Annotated in this window: 17 protein-coding genes and 1 tRNA gene; 12 read left to right on the top strand and 6 right to left on the bottom strand. The window is 66.2% G+C overall.

Features of this window, described 5'->3' with window-relative positions:
* Positions 1–31 precede the first annotated feature (31 nt).
* From ABL838_RS13260 to ABL838_RS13270, 3 genes are all read right to left on the bottom strand, one after another.
* Positions 32–1,285, bottom strand: a complete 1,254-nt coding sequence (locus ABL838_RS13260) for an acyl-CoA dehydrogenase family protein (protein WP_418125590.1) — start codon at positions 1,283–1,285, stop codon at positions 32–34.
* A 107-nt stretch (positions 1,286–1,392) separates the two neighbouring features.
* Positions 1,393–2,559 carry a DSD1 family PLP-dependent enzyme gene (locus tag ABL838_RS13265; protein WP_418125591.1) on the bottom strand — a complete coding sequence of 389 codons (1,167 nt, stop codon included), beginning with the start codon at positions 2,557–2,559 and terminating at the stop codon, positions 1,393–1,395.
* Positions 2,560–2,664: 105 nt separating this feature from the next.
* The gene (locus tag ABL838_RS13270) at positions 2,665–2,970 is read right to left on the bottom strand and encodes a hypothetical protein (RefSeq protein ID WP_126018922.1); all 306 of its coding nucleotides are present in this window, start codon (positions 2,968–2,970) and stop codon (positions 2,665–2,667) included.
* Between the two features lie 142 nt (positions 2,971–3,112).
* Here ABL838_RS13270 and ABL838_RS13275 point away from each other — a divergent pair, with 142 nt between their 5' ends.
* The 7 genes from ABL838_RS13275 to ABL838_RS13305 all read left to right on the top strand — a co-directional run bounded on the left by ABL838_RS13275 (position 3,113) and on the right by ABL838_RS13305 (position 8,905).
* On the top strand, positions 3,113–3,382 hold the full coding sequence (locus ABL838_RS13275; RefSeq protein ID WP_369658432.1) for a hypothetical protein: 270 nt from the start codon (positions 3,113–3,115) through the stop codon (positions 3,380–3,382).
* A gap of 184 nt (positions 3,383–3,566) precedes the next feature.
* Positions 3,567–3,827, top strand: coding sequence for a hypothetical protein (locus ABL838_RS13280; RefSeq protein ID WP_369658431.1), 261 nt, complete (start codon positions 3,567–3,569; stop codon positions 3,825–3,827).
* A 426-nt stretch (positions 3,828–4,253) separates the two neighbouring features.
* A complete protein-coding gene (locus ABL838_RS13285; protein ID WP_418125592.1) occupies positions 4,254–4,727 on the top strand; it encodes a hypothetical protein in 474 nt (157 codons plus the stop codon).
* Between the two features lie 120 nt (positions 4,728–4,847).
* Positions 4,848–6,383 carry a diguanylate cyclase domain-containing protein gene (locus tag ABL838_RS13290; protein ID WP_418125593.1) on the top strand — a complete coding sequence of 512 codons (1,536 nt, stop codon included), beginning with the start codon at positions 4,848–4,850 and terminating at the stop codon, positions 6,381–6,383.
* A gap of 120 nt (positions 6,384–6,503) precedes the next feature.
* Positions 6,504–7,580 (top strand): putative FMN-dependent luciferase-like monooxygenase, encoded by a 1,077-nt coding sequence (locus tag ABL838_RS13295; RefSeq protein WP_418125594.1) that lies wholly within the window; start codon positions 6,504–6,506, stop codon positions 7,578–7,580.
* Between the two features lie 28 nt (positions 7,581–7,608).
* Positions 7,609–8,265: a CMD domain protein gene (locus ABL838_RS13300; RefSeq protein ID WP_418120183.1), complete on the top strand. Its 657-nt coding sequence runs from the start codon at positions 7,609–7,611 to the stop codon at positions 8,263–8,265.
* 28 nt (positions 8,266–8,293) lie between these two features.
* Positions 8,294–8,905, top strand: coding sequence for an alkylhydroperoxidase domain protein (locus tag ABL838_RS13305; protein WP_418125595.1), 612 nt, complete (start codon positions 8,294–8,296; stop codon positions 8,903–8,905).
* 133 nt (positions 8,906–9,038) lie between these two features.
* Here ABL838_RS13305 and ABL838_RS13310 read toward each other — a convergent pair whose 3' ends face one another.
* Entirely contained in the window at positions 9,039–9,176 is a 138-nt protein-coding gene (locus tag ABL838_RS13310) for a hypothetical protein (RefSeq protein WP_418125596.1), read from the bottom strand.
* A gap of 121 nt (positions 9,177–9,297) precedes the next feature.
* The gene (locus ABL838_RS13315) at positions 9,298–11,589 is read right to left on the bottom strand and encodes a LamG-like jellyroll fold domain-containing protein (RefSeq protein WP_418125597.1); all 2,292 of its coding nucleotides are present in this window, start codon (positions 11,587–11,589) and stop codon (positions 9,298–9,300) included.
* A gap of 557 nt (positions 11,590–12,146) precedes the next feature.
* Here ABL838_RS13315 and ABL838_RS13320 point away from each other — a divergent pair.
* The 5 genes from ABL838_RS13320 (at position 12,147) to ABL838_RS13340 (ending at position 18,424) form a co-directional block, all read left to right on the top strand.
* Positions 12,147–14,606, top strand: a complete 2,460-nt coding sequence (locus ABL838_RS13320) for a phosphoesterase (RefSeq protein ID WP_418125598.1) — start codon at positions 12,147–12,149, stop codon at positions 14,604–14,606.
* A 141-nt stretch (positions 14,607–14,747) separates the two neighbouring features.
* A complete protein-coding gene (locus ABL838_RS13325) occupies positions 14,748–16,145 on the top strand; it encodes a cytochrome-c peroxidase (protein WP_418125599.1) in 1,398 nt (465 codons plus the stop codon).
* Positions 16,142–16,789: a hypothetical protein gene (locus ABL838_RS13330; protein ID WP_418125600.1), complete on the top strand. Its 648-nt coding sequence runs from the start codon at positions 16,142–16,144 to the stop codon at positions 16,787–16,789. The genes ABL838_RS13325 and ABL838_RS13330 overlap by 4 nt, the downstream gene beginning before the upstream one ends.
* Before the next feature lie 46 nt (positions 16,790–16,835).
* Positions 16,836–17,507, top strand: a complete 672-nt coding sequence (locus tag ABL838_RS13335) for a hypothetical protein (RefSeq protein ID WP_369658420.1) — start codon at positions 16,836–16,838, stop codon at positions 17,505–17,507.
* Positions 17,508–17,536: 29 nt separating this feature from the next.
* Entirely contained in the window at positions 17,537–18,424 is an 888-nt protein-coding gene (locus ABL838_RS13340) for a 2OG-Fe(II) oxygenase (RefSeq protein WP_418125601.1), read from the top strand.
* A 410-nt stretch (positions 18,425–18,834) separates the two neighbouring features.
* Here ABL838_RS13340 and ABL838_RS13345 read toward each other — a convergent pair.
* Positions 18,835–18,911: transfer RNA gene (locus ABL838_RS13345), tRNA-Arg, on the bottom strand.
* Between the last annotated feature and the right edge of the window lie 145 nt (positions 18,912–19,056).

Below are 19,056 nucleotides of genomic sequence, written 5' to 3' on the forward strand. Positions count from 1 at the left end.
AGCAAACGGGTCCGTTGGAGAACCCGAGACTTTAAGCGCTCCCCACCGCCCAGTAGAAAGTCGGCCTCGCCCCGTTGAGCAGGTGGTTGCCCACCACGCGCCCCTTGTAGATGGTCGGGTTGTGCGAGGCGAGTGTGCGCGCGTTGCGCCAGTGCCGGTCGAGCCGCCGGTCTTCCTGCAGCGCCGAAGCGCCGCCCACGTCGAAGAGACGCGTGCCCGCCTGCAGCACCGCATCGACGATGCCGGCCTGCGCCTTGGCGGTGTTCAGCTCCACCTCGAACAGCAGGCTCTCGGGCACGGCCTCGCCGCGCTGGCGGAAGCGGTCGACCTCGTCCAGGCCGCGCGCCACCGCCTGCACGGTCGATGCCGCGATGAAGGCCGTGCTCGCGAGCTGTCCGACGACCTGCTGCACCAGCGGGTCTTCACGCGGCGTGTCGCCGCTGCCATGGCTGTAGATGCGCTTGCGCGGCTGCACGAAGGCCACCGCGTCGCGCACGATGGCGCGCGCGATGCCCGCGAGCGTTGCCAGGTGGAAGAGCTGGAAGTGCGCAGTCAGCGGGGTGGGCTGGTCGCGCACGTACAGCAGCACGTTCTCGGGCTTCACGCGCACGTTGCGAAAGCGCGTGGTGCCCGATGCGCTCAGCCGCTGGCCGAAGCCGCGCCAGTCGTCCACGCGCTCCACGCCTTGCGCCTCGGCCGGCACGAGCGCGATCACGCGGTCGCTGCTGCCGTCGTCGTTCAGGCGCTGGGCCGAGACCGAGATCCAGTCGGCGTACAGCGTGCCGGTGCTGTAGGACTTGTCGCCGTCTAGCCGCCAGGCATCGCCGTCGCGCCGCAGCGTGGTCCGCAGCTCGCCGAGCGGGCCCTCGCCGAGCTCGGTGGTGGCGTTGCCGAAGATCACGCCCTCGGCCGCCAGCCGCATCCACGGGCCGTGCAGCGCGGGGTCGATCTCGGCGAAGAGCCGTTCGATGAAGCCGAAGTGCGCGCGCAGGATCTGCGGCAGGTTGGAGTCGGCCTCGCCGAGCTCGATCAGCAGGTCGTAGAGCTGCTCCACCGATCCGCCCAGGCCGCCGTGCTCGATGGGCACGCGCAGCGCGCCGAAGCGCTCGGCGTTGAGCCAGGCCACGGGCTCGTAGGCAAGCTCGCGTTCGTTCTCGCGCTGGGTGGAGCGCTCGGCGATGCGCTGGAAGACAGGACGAAAGCGGGCGGCAAGCTGCTGGAAGGATGGCGCCTGAGCGCCTGGCGCGTGCGCCGCGGGGTGCGTCGTTGCTTGGATGGATTCCATGGGGCAGGGCGGCCCCGAAAGGCACGCCCGGGAGAAGAGGGACAGCGCCCGACTGTCCCCCGCGGCACGGCGCTTGTGAAATACGCTTTTCGAGTTTTCTTATGCCTCTATCGCCTGCCGCGCGCGTCCACCGGCCAGATGGCGACCAGCGTGCCGCCTTCGACCACGTGATAGGCGTCGTGCAGGTTCACCGTCGGATCGCAGTGCGGGGTGACGAACTCCACACGCGAGCCCAATGCCGGTCTTTGCGCCTGCGAATTTTGCGAGCCCGCTGGCGGCATCAGCTTGCCGTGCTCGTCGCCGAAGAAGGCGTAGCGGCTCGCGGCGTCGGCGCCCTTGGCCACCAGCGGCACGCCGCTGTCGGTGGAGAAGCACTTGGTGCCGCCGTCCACCGTCACCCAGTCGGCCGCGTTCGTGCTTACCACCGCCGTCTGCACGAAGAGCGATGTCTCGAAGGGCGAGGGCCGGTCGCCGTCGGCCAGCACGCGGCTGTACTCGGCGTCCATGAACACGTACGAGCCGGCCTGCAGCTCGGTGAAGGCGTTTTCCTGTGAATCGAGGTCGTGCGTGCCGGTGCCCGCGCCGGTGACGATGTCGAAGTTCAGGCCCTGGCGCCGCGCCGCCGCGACGATGCCCGCCACGGTCTCGCGCAGGCCGGCGGCCGCCGCGCTGCGCTCCTCGCGCGCCACGATGTGCTGCAGGTTGCCCGCATAGGCCTGCAGCCCGCGCAGCCGCAGGCGCGGCTCGGCGGCGGCCAGTGCGGCCAGCTCGAGCACCTTGGCCTGCGTGGCGGCGCCGGTGCGGTTGTAGCCCGCGCCGTAGTCCACCAGCACGTCCAGCGGATGGGTGAGTTCGCTCGCGGCGCGCGCAAGCTCGGCGAGGTTCTGCGGGTTGTCGACCACCACCATCACGTCGCCCGGGCGCGCCTGCTGCGCCAGCCTGATGAGCCGCGCGATCTTGCTCGGCGTGACCGCCGGCGAGGTGATGAGCACACCCGGAATGCCGCCCTGGACCATCACTTCCGCCTCGCCCAGCGTGACGCAGCTCACGCCGATGGCACCCGCGGCCACCTGGCGGCGCGCGATCTCGACCGACTTGTGCGTCTTCACGTGCGGGCGCAGGTTCACGCCGCGCGACCTGGCGAAAGCGGCCATGCGTTCGATGTTGCGCGTCATCGCGGGCAGGTCGATCAGCAGGGCGGGGGTGTCGAGGAGATGGCGGCCGCCGGGAACGCCGATCAGCGGCGTGTTGACTTGCTGCAGGGCTTGGGGCATCGGGGAAAAGCCTTTGTCTCGGTTCTTGTTGTGGGACAGGCACCGGGCGCCCGGTGTTCCGGGGCGAGATGATCGCACCGATTCGCCCGGACCGACCAGGCCGGGTCAGGCCGGATGCGAGGGCCCGTGCCGCCCGGGCCGCCGCAGCGCCAGCCACCACAGCAGCGCGGCGTTCACCGACCAGCTCGCGGCGAGCATCAGCAGCGCCGTGTCGGCCACCCCGGGCGACAGGCCCAGCGTCAGCAGGCTCAGCGACCAAGGCAGCCCGCCCGCGATGGCGATCAGAAGGCTCACGTCGCTGTCGGGGGCGACGGCGCAGCCCAGGATGCAGACGACGCCGGCGACCGTGTAGATCAGCGCGGCGACGCGCCATCCGGAGCGCGCTGGTGAACGTGAATTTGCGATCGGCATGCCCTGAGCATCGCCGATCCCCCGCCGCCGCGTGAAGGCCTTCCGGACGAAAGGATGTAGTGTTTTCGAGCAGTCGAACACGAAGCCGAACGTTCATGTTTACTTCTTGGGCCTGTCATTCGAGCGCGCCACCATGCGCGGCATGGCTGGCCAACTTATCTCCATCGCCCTGACCGTCGACCAACACGACGAGGGCCATTACTTCTGGGTGCTGCTGGAGTCCTTCGACAACTCCATGGAGTTCGAGCCGCTGATGGAGGCGGCCAAGGGTTTCCACACCTACGCCGAGGCGCTGCAGGCGGGCTACGTCGTCCTGAAGGGGCTCTCGGAAGACCTGAATGTCGGACCTCGGGAGGAGGTCGACGACACCATCGCCGCGGAAGAGGAAAACGCCTTCGGCGGCATCCGCTGAGCGGCGTCGGCACACCCGCCGAATGCCCGGCGGCTGTCAGCTGCGAGCGATTTCGACTGACACGCGACCGACGCGCCTCCGACGAGATTGAGTCGAAAGGTCAACGACGTTGCGTCTTCCGCTCTTGTCGAGCGGGCCGCGGCGACCTTGATCGAACGATTACAAACAAAGTCAGGGATTTCGCATGGTCGAGTATTTCCGCGTGGGCCTCCCGTACATCCGGATGCGCTTCAGGGTGCCCGCACGGCGTGGCGGCAGGGTCGAGCTTCGGGGAAGGTTCGGAGCCATCACCGGTGCCAGCGGCGAATATCTGCTGGTGCGCTTCGACGGCGAGCCGGCGGCGTCGATCGTTCATCCGATCGAGCTCAACTATGTCGAGGCGGGGGAGGCGGCAGAGCCGCCCCGTGCATCGCGCAACGGGGCGAGACCGACTTCCGGCGAGTAGGGTGCCGGGCGCCGGGCGCCGGGCACCGGCGAGGGTAAATCCCCGCGATTTTTGTCTTCGGCAGGTCTATCTTGAATTGGTGACCAACTGCTGGAGACGATCATGTTGATGGTTACAAAAGTGGTGGCGGTCAGCGTGACTGCACTCGTCATCGGCGGCACTCCGTCGCCGGGCAGCGATCCTGCCGATCTTTCCCTCCTCGCATCATCCGTCGTGGCCGCACAGGCGAACCCTGGCCCGGTGGCGCCCGCGTGTCCGAGCGGATGCAACATGTGGCGAATGATTCACGACCGCCGTTGAGTCGTCGGACGATCGGCAATGCCGAGCCTTCGCAGGCTGGTTAACAGTCGCCAAAGACTGTATATTCATCCAGTCTTTGGCCACGAGCCCGGATCGGCGCGTACCTGCGCGCCGGGGCGATGAACCATGAACCAGTTCGAGCTTTTCTTTCCGCGGGGTGCTGCCGCAGCAGCGGCCTCAGCCTTTCCGGTTGCCTTGTCGCAGCCACAGCCACAGCCGCAACCGCATGCGCCGGTGCTGTTGCCGGAGCCCTCGTTTTCGCGCGCGCAGTCCGAGGAGCCGTTCCGCTTCGAGGACGTCGAAGTCGAGGAGCGGGTCGCGTACACCGTGAGGCTTGCCGACTATTCGCACCCGGCGGCCGATGCGGTGAAGGTGGCGCAGCAGCGCTTCAGGCGCGAGATCGACCGGCAGCTCGGCGGCGACGTGGTCGAGGCGTTGCGGGCGTTCCAGAACGCGAGCGAATCGAGCGAGAGCGATCTTTCGAAGGCGGAGATCGCCCTGGCCAAGCGATGGGCCAAGGCCTACGACGCGGCGCGCACGGCGGGCTTTCGCGACCTGGGCGACACGGACGAGGCGTTCTTCGACGTTCGGCCGGTCTGAGCCGGCCGGGCCCTCCTTCGGGGCCGGCAGCACGCGGCCGCACCGGGTTGCTGCATATCCGGCCGCAGATGTGTCAAAGTCGGCGAGGCGCTTCAGACATCGTTGCCTCGAAAGCAGATCTTGTTTCGTCGACCTTCCATCATCTTCCGGACCACGGCCTTCGTCGCCGTCGTCTGTCTCGCCCTTGTCGCGCTCGACTGCTGGAACAGCTGGCAGTCGCGCATGGTCCAGCTCAAGCAGATGAGCGTTGCCACGGCGAACCTGGCTCGTGCGATGGCGCAGCAGGCGGACGACACGATCAAGGAGACCGACACCGCCCTGATCGGCGTCGTCGAGCGCGTCGAGTACGACGGCACCGGGCCTGCGGCCCTCGAGAGGCTCCACAAGGTGCTCGCGATGCGGGTGGCCGAGCTCCCGCAGCTCGATGCGATCCACGTCTACGACAAGGAGGGCAACTGGGTCGTGAACTCGCGGAAGGTGCAGCCGCAGAACCTGAACAACGCCGAGCGCGAATACTTCATCTTCCATCGCGACCACGAGGACCGCGGACCGCACATCGGCATACCGGTGAAGAGCCGCACCAACGGCAAGCTGCTCGTGCCCGTCTCGCGGCGCATCGACAACCCCGACGGCAGCTTCGGCGGCGTGGCGCTCGCGACCATCGACGTCGAGTTCTTCACCAGGTTCTACGACAGCCTGGACATCGGCCAGGCCGGCGCCGTCGCGCTCATCCTCGACACCGGCACCATGATGACCCGCCGCCCGTTCAGCCCCGAGATGGTCGGACGGAACATGCTGGACACCTCGCTCTACCGCGCCTACAGGACCCTGGGGCCGGTCGGAACGGCCGAGATCAAGTCGGCGCAGGACGGCGTCACGCGGCTGAACAGCTTCAGGCGCCTTTCCAACTATCCGCTCTTCGTCGGGGCGGCTCTCTCCAAGGACGAGATCCTGGCCGAATGGTGGAGCGAAACGCTCTGGCACACAGGCGGTGTCGTCCTGCTGGTCTTGATCGTCGGCTTCGTGGGCTGGCGGCTGGTCAGGCAGATGGAGCTGCAGAACAAGACCGAGGCCGAGCTGCGGGGCGCGCGCGACGCGCTGGAAAAGCTCAACAAGACGCTGAACACGCTCGCCATGGAAGACGGCCTCACCGGCCTGGCGAACCGCCGGCAATTCGACGTGACGCTCGACACCGAATTCAGCCGCGCCATGCGCGACGCGAGCACGCTGGCGCTGATCCTGCTCGATGTGGACTGCTTCAAGCAGTACAACGACATCTACGGCCACACGGCCGGAGACGAGTGCCTGCAGACGATCGGCCGCACCATCTCGAACCTCGCGGCCCGGCATCCGGGTGACCTCGCCGCCCGCTACGGCGGGGAGGAACTCGCCGTGCTGCTGCCGAATACCGACGTGGCGGCCGCGGCGGTGCTCGCGGAAAAGATCCGCAGTGCGGTGCGCGACCTGGAGATCGTGCACGCCGGTGCGCCGGACGGCTTCGTCACGTTGAGCGCCGGGGTGGATGCGTTGAGCCCTGCCGGCACCCGTCAGCCGCCGAAGGAACTGATCCAGGCTGCGGACAGGGCGCTGTACGCGGCCAAGATGAATGGGCGCAACCGCGTCTGCACCGCCGCAGACCGGCCAACGACAGAATGAACGGCCGAATGAACGGGCGATACGCGCAAAGCGCATAAGCAAGCGCGATAACCGGATTTCCCTCGGGCGGCATCCCGCGCAAGACTCGAAGGCCAGTCACAACGCAGCCTTCTCTTCCGGATGCCCGGCATTCCCCACCAACCACCGCGCCCGCTTCGCCTCGGCTTCTTCAGCCGCCTGCTCGACGACGTGCCAGCCGCGGAACGCTACCGCCTCGTCGCGGCGCAGATCGCCCATGCCGAGGCCGCGGGCTTCGATTCGGCCTGGGTGGCGCAGCATCACTTCCACGAGCACGAGGGCGGCCTGCCGTCGCCATTCGTCTTCCTGGCCTACGTGGCGTCGCGCACGCGGCGCATCCGCCTGGGCACCGGCATCGTCACGCTGCCGCTGGAGAACGCCGTGCGCGTCGCCGAAGACGCGATCGTGCTCGATCTTCTCTCGGGCGGCCGGCTCGAGGTGGGCGTGGGAACCGGCGGCACGCCAGAGTCCTTCGCTGCCTTCGGGCTGGACGGCAACGACCGCTCGGCCATCTTCGCGAAGCAGCTGGCCGCGGTGCGCTCGGCCTGGGCTGGCCGGCCGCTGGCGGGCGGCGACGCGCTGTACCCCTCGGGCGAGCAGCTGCTCGGGCGCATCTGGCAGGCCACGTTCTCGGTGAGCGGCGGTACGCGGGCAGGGGAGGCCGGCGACGGATTGATGCTTTCGCGCACGCAGCCTCGCCCGGAGCATGCGCCGGATGCATCGCTCGCCGAGATCCAGAACCCGATCGTCGATGCCTATCTGGCCGCATTGCCGGCGGGCCGCACGCCGCGCATCGTGGGTTCACGAAGCGTCTTCGTGGCGGACACCCGCAAGGAAGCGCTGCGCCTGGCCGACATCGGCCTGCGCCGCTCGGCCGCGCGCTTCGCCGCTTCAGGGCAGGCCGGCCTCGCCGGTCGGGCCGGGCCCGATGCGCCGCTCGAAGAGCTGATTGCCGCCTACGACGTGCACGTCGGCTCGCCCGACGACGTGATCGCCTCGCTGCGTGCCGACAGCACGCTCGCGCGCGTGACCGATCTCGTGTGCCAGGTGCACTCCGTCGATCCGCCGCACGAGGCGATCCTGCGCTCCATCGAACTGACCGCCACCGCAGTCGCGCCGGCCCTTGGCTGGACGAGCGGAGCGAGCGCGTCCGACCTGCGATCGCTTGCGCTTCTCTAGGTGCACTCTTTTTTCCCCTTTTTTTGTCATGAACGCCATCGTCGCTTCTCCCATCGCACCCGTGGTGCCCGATGTCATCGACCGGCTCGTCGGCATCGAGCCCGGCAGCCATCTCGATCGCATCCGTGCGCATCGTGAACAGTCACGCACACATGCGCAGCAGAGCTATCTCGCGCTGTTTGCGCCGGCGCCGCCCGTGTTCGGGAATTTCGGGACCGCGGACAGGTTCGCCGTCGCGGCCTTCGTCACGGGGCTGCACGGACAGGCCGACGTGGCGCGCTTCTATGCCGATGCGCTGGCGGGGCAAGGCGCTCGCGCCGGCGTGGCGGATGCGATCGCTATCGAAACGCGGCGAGGCGCCGCGCAAGGCCCCGATGGACCCTATGGCCGCTATCCCCCGGGGCCGCTCAGCGCGGAGGATGCAAGCGGGCCTTCATACGAGGTGAGCGAAGCCGGGCGCGCGGTGCTGGGCGAGAAGCTCTCCGCCGCGCTGGCGCATGCGCACCTGCTCGTCTTCCATCCGCGCGACGCGAGCGCCGCGGCGCTGCAATCGCTGCTTGATGCGGGATGGACCGGCACCGAGGCCGTGACGCTGTCGCAGCTCGTGGCTTTCCTTGCTTTCCAGATCCGCGTCGTCGCCGGCCTGCGGGCACTGGCACAGCGGCCCGTCACCCTTGTCGATTGAGCAGAGAAAGACAGCGAGAAACACAGCCATGAGCGCCGAATCCGTGCTGAGCCACCCCGAGAACCACCATCCGAACGCCTTCACGCAGGCGCAGCTCGAGTGGCTGCCCTGGCTGGAGCCTTTGCCCGAGGCCGAACTGACAGCGCGGCATTTCGAAGGCCTGGTCGATGCAGCGCGCGCCAAGTCGCCGTACTTCCGCCTGCTGGCGCGCGACCCGGACATCCTCGGGGCGCGCACGCGCACCGACAAGGACATCTTCTACAACCCCGAAGCCGGCCTGCCGCGCGCCGAGCGCGAGCTCTCGGCCGCGGCGGCTTCGCGCTACAACGGCTGCATCTACTGCGCATCGGTGCACGCGCGCTTCGCCTCGCATTTCTCGCAGCGCACGCAGGACGTGCAGAGGCTGCTCGACGAAGGCGTGAAGGCCGACCTGGGCGAGCGCTGGAACGCGATCGTGGCGGCTTCGGTCGCGCTGTCGTCCACGCCCTCGGCGTTCGGGGCGGAGCATGTGGCACAGCTGCGGGCACAGGGGCTGGACGACCTCGCGATTGCCGATGTCGTGCATGGCGCGGCGTTCTTCAACTGGGCGAATCGGCTGATGTTGTCGCTGGGGGAGCCGCAGCAGCCCTCGGGCGGCTGAGCCTCCACGCTCAGGACAGCAGCGTCAGCAGCCAGGCCAGCAATTGGCCGATGGCAACCAGTGCGGCCCACAAGGCCCGTAGTGCGTCGAGCAAATTCGGTGTCCTGCCGGAAGGGCCGTTCGTTTTTTCGGGTCAGCGAATGCCGAAGCCCGGCCCCGGCTCTCCATGGCCGCAGTGGCTGAAGAAGGCGCCGGGTACGCACGACAGGGCGACGAGGGCGGCAGTGGTGGCCGTGGTGGCCGTGGTGAGTTTCCGGGTGGGGTATCGCATTCGGGGCGGTTTCCCTCGACGTTGAAGAAGCCCAGCCTAAGGCGCGACCTGGGGAGAAATTGGGAGGGCGGGAAAGGACCGGCGGCGACGGGCCCGTCGTCGCCGGCCTCCTCGTTTCAGCTCAGCTCGCCCGGGCCGTCAGCCACTTGTCGGAAGTCAGGGGCACGCCGACGATGCGGATTTCGCCGATGCTTCCAAGGAAGCCCGTGGACATGTTCCCGGCCCATTGCCCGCAGCCGATGGCGAGCTGCTGCGTCGGGGCGACGTACTGGATGCCCTGCATGTTCGTGTTGTTGCGCAGCACGGGCGCTCCCTCCACGTACATGGTGGTCGCATACGAAGCCGCGGGATCGTTGACGATGGCAACGTGCAGCCATTGGCCGGCCGATACGCCGCCCGACCAGCAGGTGAGGTTGGTTGCCTGGTTCACGGGAGCGACTTCCCATTGGAATTCCATCAGGTTCGAGAAGGCGAACATCAGGGCGCAGTCGCCATCGTCCGAGGCGAAGCCGGGCAGGTTCGAGCGTGCCCCCAGGCGATACAGGATGCCCATCCATCCATTCTTCGTCGCGTCGAAGCCGGCGTCGATGTACACGAACGCTTCGATGGTGTAGCCCTTGGCGAAGGTCTCCACGTTCAGTGCCGAATTCGCGTCGGTCGTGAAGTAGGAGAACCTGGTCTTGGTGGCGTTCAGGAAGCGCAGGCTGCCGGGCGCGGCCGACAGCGGATGATGGCTCTTCGACCAGACCAGGTCGCCGGACTGCCCCGCCCACGTGTTCACCGAGACGGGGTTCTTGCCTCCCGGGGAAACGTCCTGGATCTGCTGCCCAGGCTGATAGGGAAAGAGATCTCCCTCGGCCGCCGCCGCATTGAAGAAGCGCCAGTGGGCGAGCGTGTTGTCGACCTTCGGATAGTCGTCGGGGCCGGAAGGAAGCGCGGCTGCCTTCTGCGGCGGCTGGCTGTAGTTCGTCAGGATGAGCTTCTTCGCCACGTCCGTCAGGTTGCTGTCCGACGAACCGTCGGGCACCGAGAAATCCGGATTGAAGGAGGCGAATCTCTTGACGAAGTCCATGTCCAGCGCGAAGGACTGGTTCGAATCCGACAGCCATGCGGCGTCGAACTCGTTGAGCGTTGCGGCTGGCTTCAGGGGCACCCACGGGGAGAACGAGCTGGCGATGATCTTCCTGTTGGTCAGGTCGAACTCGAACATGCGCATGAGGCCGTTGCCGCCCATGTAGGCCATCTGGTAGTCCACCACCATCAGGTGCACGTCGTTTCCGCGGGAGTTCTTCTTCGTGCTGGTGCACGAGCCGTGGTAGTGGCCGCTGACGGCCATGAAGATCTGGTCGTTGTCCTTGATCAGCTTGTCCCACATGTAGTTCGAGTAGGCGGTGTCCGCGGCGGTCTTGCCGTCGCTGCCGATGCCCACCAGCTGGTGATTGACGAGGATGACCGGGGTCGTCTTGTTGGCCTGGATGACCTGGTTGGCCCAGCCGATCGCGTCGTCCGACGCCCGCCACGACATCGACAGCACCAGGAACCTGTTTCCCTCGGCTTCGAAGACGTGGTACTCGTGAAAGCCCGATGAGTGCCTTCCTCCGAAGGTGGCCTGCCGCTTCGCGCGCTCCGTGGGAAACACCTGCAGGTAGGGCTCGAACAGGCCGACGCGGTGGCTGCCTCCGTCCTGGTAGCCGTCGTTGTTGGCGAAACCGGTGACCCCCACGCCCCAGTCGGGACCCCACTGCATGTCGGAATCGATGGCTCCCACGTCGTGGTTGCCCGCGCAGATGGAGTAAGGGCATCTGGCCGCCTCCAGCACCTGCATCGCCTGGCTCGCGAGCTCCCATTCCTTCGTGACCTGTCCGTTGCCGATCTGGCCGTTGCCCACGAGATCGGTGGAGGCGCTCCAGGGCGACGAGCCTTCCGATGTGTAGTACCACGACTGGTCGACGATATCGCCCAGATGCATGGTGAACGGCATCTTCAGCAGCCTGGCGTTCTGGGCAATCCACTGCGTCTGGGTCTTGAAGGGGTTGTCGTATTTCGGGTCGATGCCCGAGTAAAGCTTCTGGTAGAGCTCGCCCATCTTTTCCGATGCATAGCGCGGATAGAACTGGGTATCGGGAAGCACCGAGATCGTGAAGCTCGAAATCTTTTGGGCGGTGACGCCCTGGCTCGCCGGCGGCGGCGCGCCGGTGGGCGATCCGGCTGTCGAAGGCTCGTTCGTCCCTGTCACCGGGAACGCCCCGGCACCGGCGCCACTGCCGCCGCCGCACCCGGGCAGCGCGACCGCGAGTCCCGTGACCGAGCCCGCCAGCATCAGCTTCAGCAATTCCCGGCGCCTGTTCTCCGGAACGGAAGCCAATTGAGCCAAGTCGATTTTTTCTTCATTGGAAAGAGTCTGCTTTTTCATGGTATTTGAATTCGTAGTGCATCAAATTCTTTTCTGAAATTGCCGGCAACTTCGGAAAGCGCAGACTCTATGCATTGAATATGATGTTCTCGTGAATTTATTGCCGCGAAAACTGCAGGTATTCGTTCCTCATTGCATCGATAAACAAGGCAATCAATTTCCCGGGTGGCCTGGAAATTTCAAGGGGACGCCGATTTTTCCGGAATTGCATGGATGTGTCCGGCCGCTGGGCATCGCGCCTCGTCGACTTGGGCTCGCACGGAGCGCCGCCACGGACGCCCGGGGTGTCGCCGGGGTTTGCTTTCAAAATTCTTTCAACGGGTATTGCTAATTTTCTTCTAATTCTGAAGTCAGTCTGTGGTCAGGTTTATTTGAGCGGGAATTCGATTGATCTGTTTTCGAGGTATTGACGGTGCACTGGCGGCAATTGACACATAAATGTCACCGGCCATTTCTACATTCCTCCCTGATCCGCGCTTTCTTAATGGGAAAGCAGCATCTCCCAAGTTTTCTCTCGCAGCTTGCTCAAAACCATCAATAACTCACTGCCCCACGATATGACGATATTCGACAAGAAAATCCTGCTCTCGTCCTTGACGACGGTCGCGGCCTGCGTGCTCGCCGCCTGCGGAGGAGGTGGCGGCGGAAGCAGCGGCTTCTTCCCGATCACCACCCCGCCCACCAGCACGACGGGCGCCACCCCCACGACCTTCAGCGGCGTGGTCGCGGCCAGCGGCTATGTGCCGGGCAGCAGCACGGGCAATCCGACGCTCAAGGCCGGCTACTACCAGAAGGCAACGGTCTTCGTCGATGCCAACGGCAACGGCGTGCTCGACAGCGGCGAAGCCTCGACCGTCACCGACGCGAGCGGCAAGTTCACGCTGACGACCACCCAGACCGGGCAGCTGGTGGCCGACATCGGCGCCTCCGCGATCAACACCGCGACCGGCGCGGCCGCGGGCAGCCACCTGATCCTGCGCGCTTCGGCTGCCCAGGTCGCCGACCAGGGCACGGACAAGATCGTCATCAGCCCGATGTCGAGCGAGGCCCAGCGCCTCGTGGAAGCCAACGGCAGCAGCTACGCCGCCGAGAAGGCCAACCTCGTCGCCCGTCTCAACGGGCCGGCCTTCAACCTCGGCACGGCCGCTTTCACCGATCCGCTGGCCGACGTCAACACGCTGAGCGGCGCCACCCAGTACGCGGCGCTGTATGAGGACAACCAGCTGACCAACCGCTACACCTACGCGACGGCCAAGCTCGACCGCAAGGACCTGTTCCCCGACAACCTGGCTGTCGCGGGCGGCGACCCGCGCCTCGTCGGCCTGTCGGGCGTGACGCTCACCAACAGGGACGGCAGCCAGGCCACTCCCACGTTGCCCTCGCAGAAGCAGGCGCCCATCACCTTCGCGCAGGCACAGCAGGCGGCCTTCAATGTGGAAGGCGTTCCGGCCTACGACAACATCTTCATCATCGTCGAGGAGAACAAGTCGACCGACGTGATCGTCGGCAATCCGCGCGCGGCGAACATCAACTACATCCTGAACAACTACAACCAGCTCAAGACGTACTACTCGACCGGCAATCCGTCCGAGCCCAACTACACCGCGCTGGGCGGCGGCGACGACTTCGGCATCCACGACGACAACTGGTTCGGCTGCGGCGCTGTCGCCCCCTACGACATCAAGGACGTCGCATTCGCCGGCGGAACGGCCTCTGACGGCCAAGTCATGCCCATGCAGGGCGCACTCCCGCCGGCGACCCCACAAGCTCGCTCCCAGTACGTCCCGGCGGACACGACCTGCGGCGACCACCCGACCGGGGGCACCGTGCACAACGTCCCGGGCAGCAATCTGTTCACGGCGATGTCCAAGGCGGGCCTCACCATCCGCACCTACAGCGAGTCGATGAACCCCGGCCAGGACGTGCGCGCCGACAGCATCCTGGACAACTCCGTCACCGCCACCTACGACTCCAGCAAGCTCAAGGGCGCCACCAACCTCGACGGCTCGGCACCGCCAACCCTGGTCGGCTCGCCCAGTTTCCCCGCGCAAGGCGGCCTCTACAAGGTCAAGCACGGTCCCTCGATCGCCTTCCAGGGCGCGCGCAGCCTGCCCGATTTCGTGGCCAACAACCGCACCATCTTCGGCACGCAGTACCAGGAAGCGGACTGGCTCAATTCGTCGATCTACCCGGTTCCGAAAGGCTGGATCTACGACCAGTTCGGCAAGGACCTGGACGTCGGTGACGTGGGCAACATCAACTTCATCGTTCCGGACCAGTGCGACGACATGCATGGCGTTGGCAAGGACACCAGCTGCGCGAACACCAACAACGACGGTCAGGCCGCCGGCACCACGCGCGCCGACATCTACCTGGGCATGGTGATCAACAAGATCCGGAGTTCGGCGCTGTGGAAGAACCCGCAGAAGCGCGTCGCGATTGTCGTGATGTACGACGAAGGCGAAGGCGGCAGCAATGGCTCCTGCTGCGGCTGGAACGCGGGTGGCCCGAACTCTGATGCGGCGCCGGTGACCGTGGATGCGAGCGGCAAGGCGGCGGCCACCACGCCGCCGCCCAACTATGCGGGGGGCAACTTCGGCCACGGCAATTCGATCTTCGGCATCATGACCAACCAGCAGGACGTCGGCACGGCGAAGAAGCAGGTGGCGGACAGCGACTCGTACAGCCACTTCTCGTTCCTGCGCACCCTGCAGGACATGTTCCAGATCGCCGACCCGGCCGTGGATGCGTCGTACCTGAACCGCACCAAATACACGGAAGCGTTCATCACGGCCAACATCCTTGCATTGCCGGAATACCAGGGCAGCGCGGACACGCACTTCGACTCGGTGCGGCCGATCAACCATGCCTACGTGATCCCGGCCAACTACACCCAGAAGCTGTACGCGAACGACATCGTAGGTGTGCAGGACCCCGTCACAGGCAAGCTGGAAGGCCAGATCACTCCTCAGGTCGGTCCTGATACGAGCCAGAACAACGTCTGGGCAATCAGGTAGCCGGATTGCGGCAGCAAGCCCGGGGGGACGGTTGGAAGAGGTTTCTTCCGCCGTCCCGCGGGCTCCTCGAATCCCGCAAGGTGAGCAGGTCCGGCGCGACTTGCCGCACTTGGGGAACAACAGCGAATGATGAATCCGGCAATGGAAAAAGTGGTCCCGCTCGCCATGGCGCTCTCGGTTGCGCTGTGGTGTCTCGTGGCCTGTGATGACAAGGGCGCGGCGAAGGCGGGCAACACCGTCCCGCGCGCGCCCACACTGAGCCCGGCGGCCCAGGTGGGGCAACTGGCCTTCTTCGACAAGAACCTGTCGGGTGGCCGGAACATGTCGTGCGCAAGCTGCCACGACCCGCAATACGCCTATGGCCCGCCGAACAGCATTTCAGTGCAACTGGGCTCCGACGTCACAAAAATCGGCGCACGTGCCGTGCCTTCGCTGCGCTACAGCTCGGCGACGCCGCCCTACAGCGACGACGCACCCAACCCCGACGGAGTGACATCCAGCTCGCCGGGCGGCGGCCTCATGTGGGACGGCCGCGCGGCAACACTGGCGATACAGGCCGGCATGCCGCTGCTCAACCCGGTCGAGATGAACAACACCTCGAAGGAAGCTGTCGTGAAGGTGGTTCAGGCCAGCGCCTATGCGGGCTTGTTCAAGCAGGCTTTCGGTGCCGATGTGTTCAACGACACCGATGCAGCCTTCAACGCCCTTGGCACCGCGATACAGGCGCTCGAGACGGAAGACCTGAGCTTCCACCCGTACAGCAGCAAGTACGACCTGTATGTCTTCAACAAGGCCGGCGGCATGCTGACGCCGGCCGAGCGGCGTGGCGAAGTGCTGTTCCACAGCAGCGCCGTCGCCAATTGTTCGGGCTGCCACTACACCGGCGCCAACTTCAACGGCAACACGGGCCTGATGACGGACTTCACCTACCAGGCCCTGGGTGCACCGCGCAACGACAGGTCGATTCCCAACAACCCTGATCCCATTCCGGCCAACGACGATCCGAAGTACTTCGACATGGGGCTGTGCGGCCCATTCCGCACCGACCACATGCCCGCCACGCCGGATACGGCGAATCCGTACTGCGGCATGTTCAAGGTGCCGGTACTGCGCAACGTGGCGTCGCGAGGCGTTTTCTTCCACAACGGCGTGTTCCACTCGCTGGAGCAGGTCGTCAATTTCTACAACACGCGGGACACAAACCCGGAGTACTGGTATCCCGCCAGCAACGACGGCAGCGGCGCGCCGCAGGCCAACCCGGCCTGGGCGCTGCAGCCCACGCACGTGCCGGGTGCGACGCTCGACAAGTACAACGACCTGCCGCAATCGCAGCACGGCAGCCTCGACGAGGAAGTGCCGCTGGGCACCGGCGAGGGCGGCGAAAAGACCCTTGCCAGCGGCACGCGCCCGCGCCAGCCTGGCTCCGCCCCGGCGATGACGCCGCAGCAGATCGCCGACCTGGTCTGCTTCCTGGGCACGCTGAGCGATGGCTATCAGCCTTCCGCCAGGGCATCGGCCACCGACAGGTGCACGAAATGAAAGCCGATCGTCGAGCGATGCGCCGCCTCGGCGGCATCCAGGTCCTGCTGGCGATGCTGCTCGCGGTCTTCCTGGCCGGTTGCGACAACGAAGAGGCGCGCTTTCCGAGCCGCGACAACTTCACCGCGACAACCAACGACTACCTCGCGCAGCGCGGCCATGTGTGCCTGGCCAAGTACGCCTGGCCGATCACCGTGGCTGCCGGATCGCACGAGCCCGATGCGCAGCAGATGCCGGTGCTGGAGAAGCTGGGATTGGTAAGCGGCAAGGATGTCGTCGCCGCTCAGCCCCCAGCCCGCGAATACGCGCTGACCGAGGCGGGGCGCAAGTACTACCTGCAGGTGCCCGTGGTGATACGCACGACGACGCAGACGATCACGCACCCGGCCGACTTCTGCGTGGCCACCCTGAGCCTGGATCGTCTGATCGGCTGGGATCCGCCGCAAACGCGCGATGGCCGCACCGCGACCTCGCTGCTGTTCACCTACCGCATCGCGCTCGAGCCGTGGGCCTCGACGCCCGAAGTGCTGCAAGCCTTCCCGCTGCTGGCGCGTGCCATCCAGCGCGAGGGAACGATGCAGGTGCGCCTCGGCGTTCACCTGACGCGACACGGCTGGGTTGCCGATGAACTCGACGAGCACTGAGCCGGCGATTCGCCACTGACATTCAAGAAAGCCAACCAGAAATCCCATGAATCTCCGTTTCATCGAACCGAGCCTGCGCATCCTGAATTCGCTCAAGACCCTGGCGGGCCTCGCCGTCATCTGTGCACTGGCCGCGTGCAGTGCCGGCCGTGACGCCAATGCGCCCACCGCCGAGAATCTCGCCGCCCCGCTGGATGACTACCTCGCCCGGCGCGGCGACATCTGCCTTGCCATGTTCGACTGGCCGATCGACCTGACCGAAGCCGAAGCCGGCTCCGGTGCGCGCCACGCAGTCCAGTTTCCGGTGATGGAACAACTGGGGCTGGTGCAGAGCACCATCGTCGCTGCACCGAAGAGCAAGGAAAACCCCGACGGTGCGATCAAGCGATTCGATCTGACCGAAGCCGGCCGCCAGTTCTACAAGCCGCATCCGCACGCGAGCCATGGCACCGAACACGCCAGCGACTTCTGCGTGGCGCATCTCAAGCGCGAGAAGATCGTCGACGTCAAGGTCGACGCCTCCGACGCACGGCATCCACTGGCGGTGGTCAGCTACACCTACCAGGTCGATACGGCGCCGTGGATGCGCAACGCCGACGCGCAGCGCGTGTTTCCGATGATCACGCGCATCATGAACGGCGCGGGTGGCCCGCTGCAGCTGCGCCAGGGCTTCCGGCGCGACGACAGGGGCTGGGTCGCCCAGATGGGGCCGGTCTGAGGCGCGGTACGGCGAACACACGGGTTCCCATGAGCACCATCGTCCGCTTCTCGCCCGATCTGGGCCGCTGGCTCACGCACAACCTGGATGCGGGTCTTGCGCCGCAGGCGGTGTTGGCCACGATGCTGAAGCAGGGAATGAGCGAGCGGGCCGCGCACGCCATCGTCGCGGCGTTTGTCGATGCGCGGCGGCAGGGCGGGGCGATGCCGGACGGCGCCGTCGAACTTCCGGACGAAGCGTCGTCCAGGCCGGTGGCGCGGCTCGCGCCGGGCACTCGGATACTGGCCGCCGGTCGCGAGATCGTCGTGCATTCGCGCGGCGAAGATCCGGTCTTTGCCGTGCTGGGCAACGTGGTCGACGCCGAGGAGTGCAAGGCCATCATCGAGATGGCGCGACCGCGGCTGAAGCCCTCCACCCTGGTCGACCCGATGAGCGGCCGCGACGTGGTGAGCGACAAGCGCGCAAGCTGGGGCATGTTCTTCCGTCCGGGCGAGAACGACCTGGTCGCCCGTCTCGACCGGCGGCTCTCGGCGCTGATGAACCTTCCGCTGGAAAACGGCGAGGGACTGCAGGTGCTGCACTATCCGACCGGCGCCGGCAGCGAGCCTCATTACGACTACCTGGCACCCACCAACGCCGCCAACCGCGAATCCGTCGCGCGAAGCGGCCAGCGCGTGAGCACGCTGGTGACCTATCTCGACGACGTGCCCGAAGGCGGCCAGACCGTCTTTCCGCAGCTCGGCCTCGCGGTATCGCCGATTCGCGGGAATGCCTGCTACTTCGAATATTGCGACGACCGCGGCCGCGTCGATGCGCGGTCTCTGCATGCGAGCGCGGCGGTGACCCGGGGGGACAAGTGGGTCATGACGAAGTGGATGCGGGAGCGGCGGTTCGTGGCTGCAGGAGAGGGCGCTTGATGGCTCCGGGTGGGCTTCGGTCGACCAATAGCGCTCGAGGCGCTGGCGCCGCGAGCCCATCGCATCAAAAAGAAAACCCGCCGAAGCGGGCTAAATGAGCAGCCATAGGAGGAGGGTAGAGGGAGAGATTGGCTGCCCGGGTGCAGTGTAGCCCTTTTGTTTTCATTGTTGGGCAGCCAAAAAGTGACAGCATGTTGCGCGCTGATGATCAACCCGCAACAGGCGCTGGCCAGGTCTCCGATCGCCTTGGGCTCGGCATCCTTTGCTCGACCGTGATCGAGTGCCATTGCGCGAAAGCTGCGGGTTGTTATCTCGGCGTTTTCAAGGCCCGTCCGGCGCACGGCGGCATGAGACCGTCCGGGACCGCGCCGGCCAGCTCATATCTTGCGAGGCTGCGTGAAGGACTGGATTGGCCTGCCCGGAGGGGATCGAACCCCCGACAACCTGCTTAGAAGGCAGGTGCTCTATCCAACTGAGCTACGGGCAGATTCCAGGCTGAAGAGATGCCTGGAAAATCAATGACTTGAGTGCGATTGCTCTCAAGCGGCAGCGGCGGATTCTACCGAGTTCCGCGTCCTGATTTGGCGCGCGGGGCGGTTTCGAGGCAGGCGACAGACCGCAGTCATGCGTGT

The sequence above is a fragment of the Variovorax sp. 160MFSha2.1 genome, from assembly GCF_048305075.1.
Classification (GTDB): Bacteria; Pseudomonadota; Gammaproteobacteria; order Burkholderiales; family Burkholderiaceae_C; genus Variovorax; species Variovorax guangxiensis.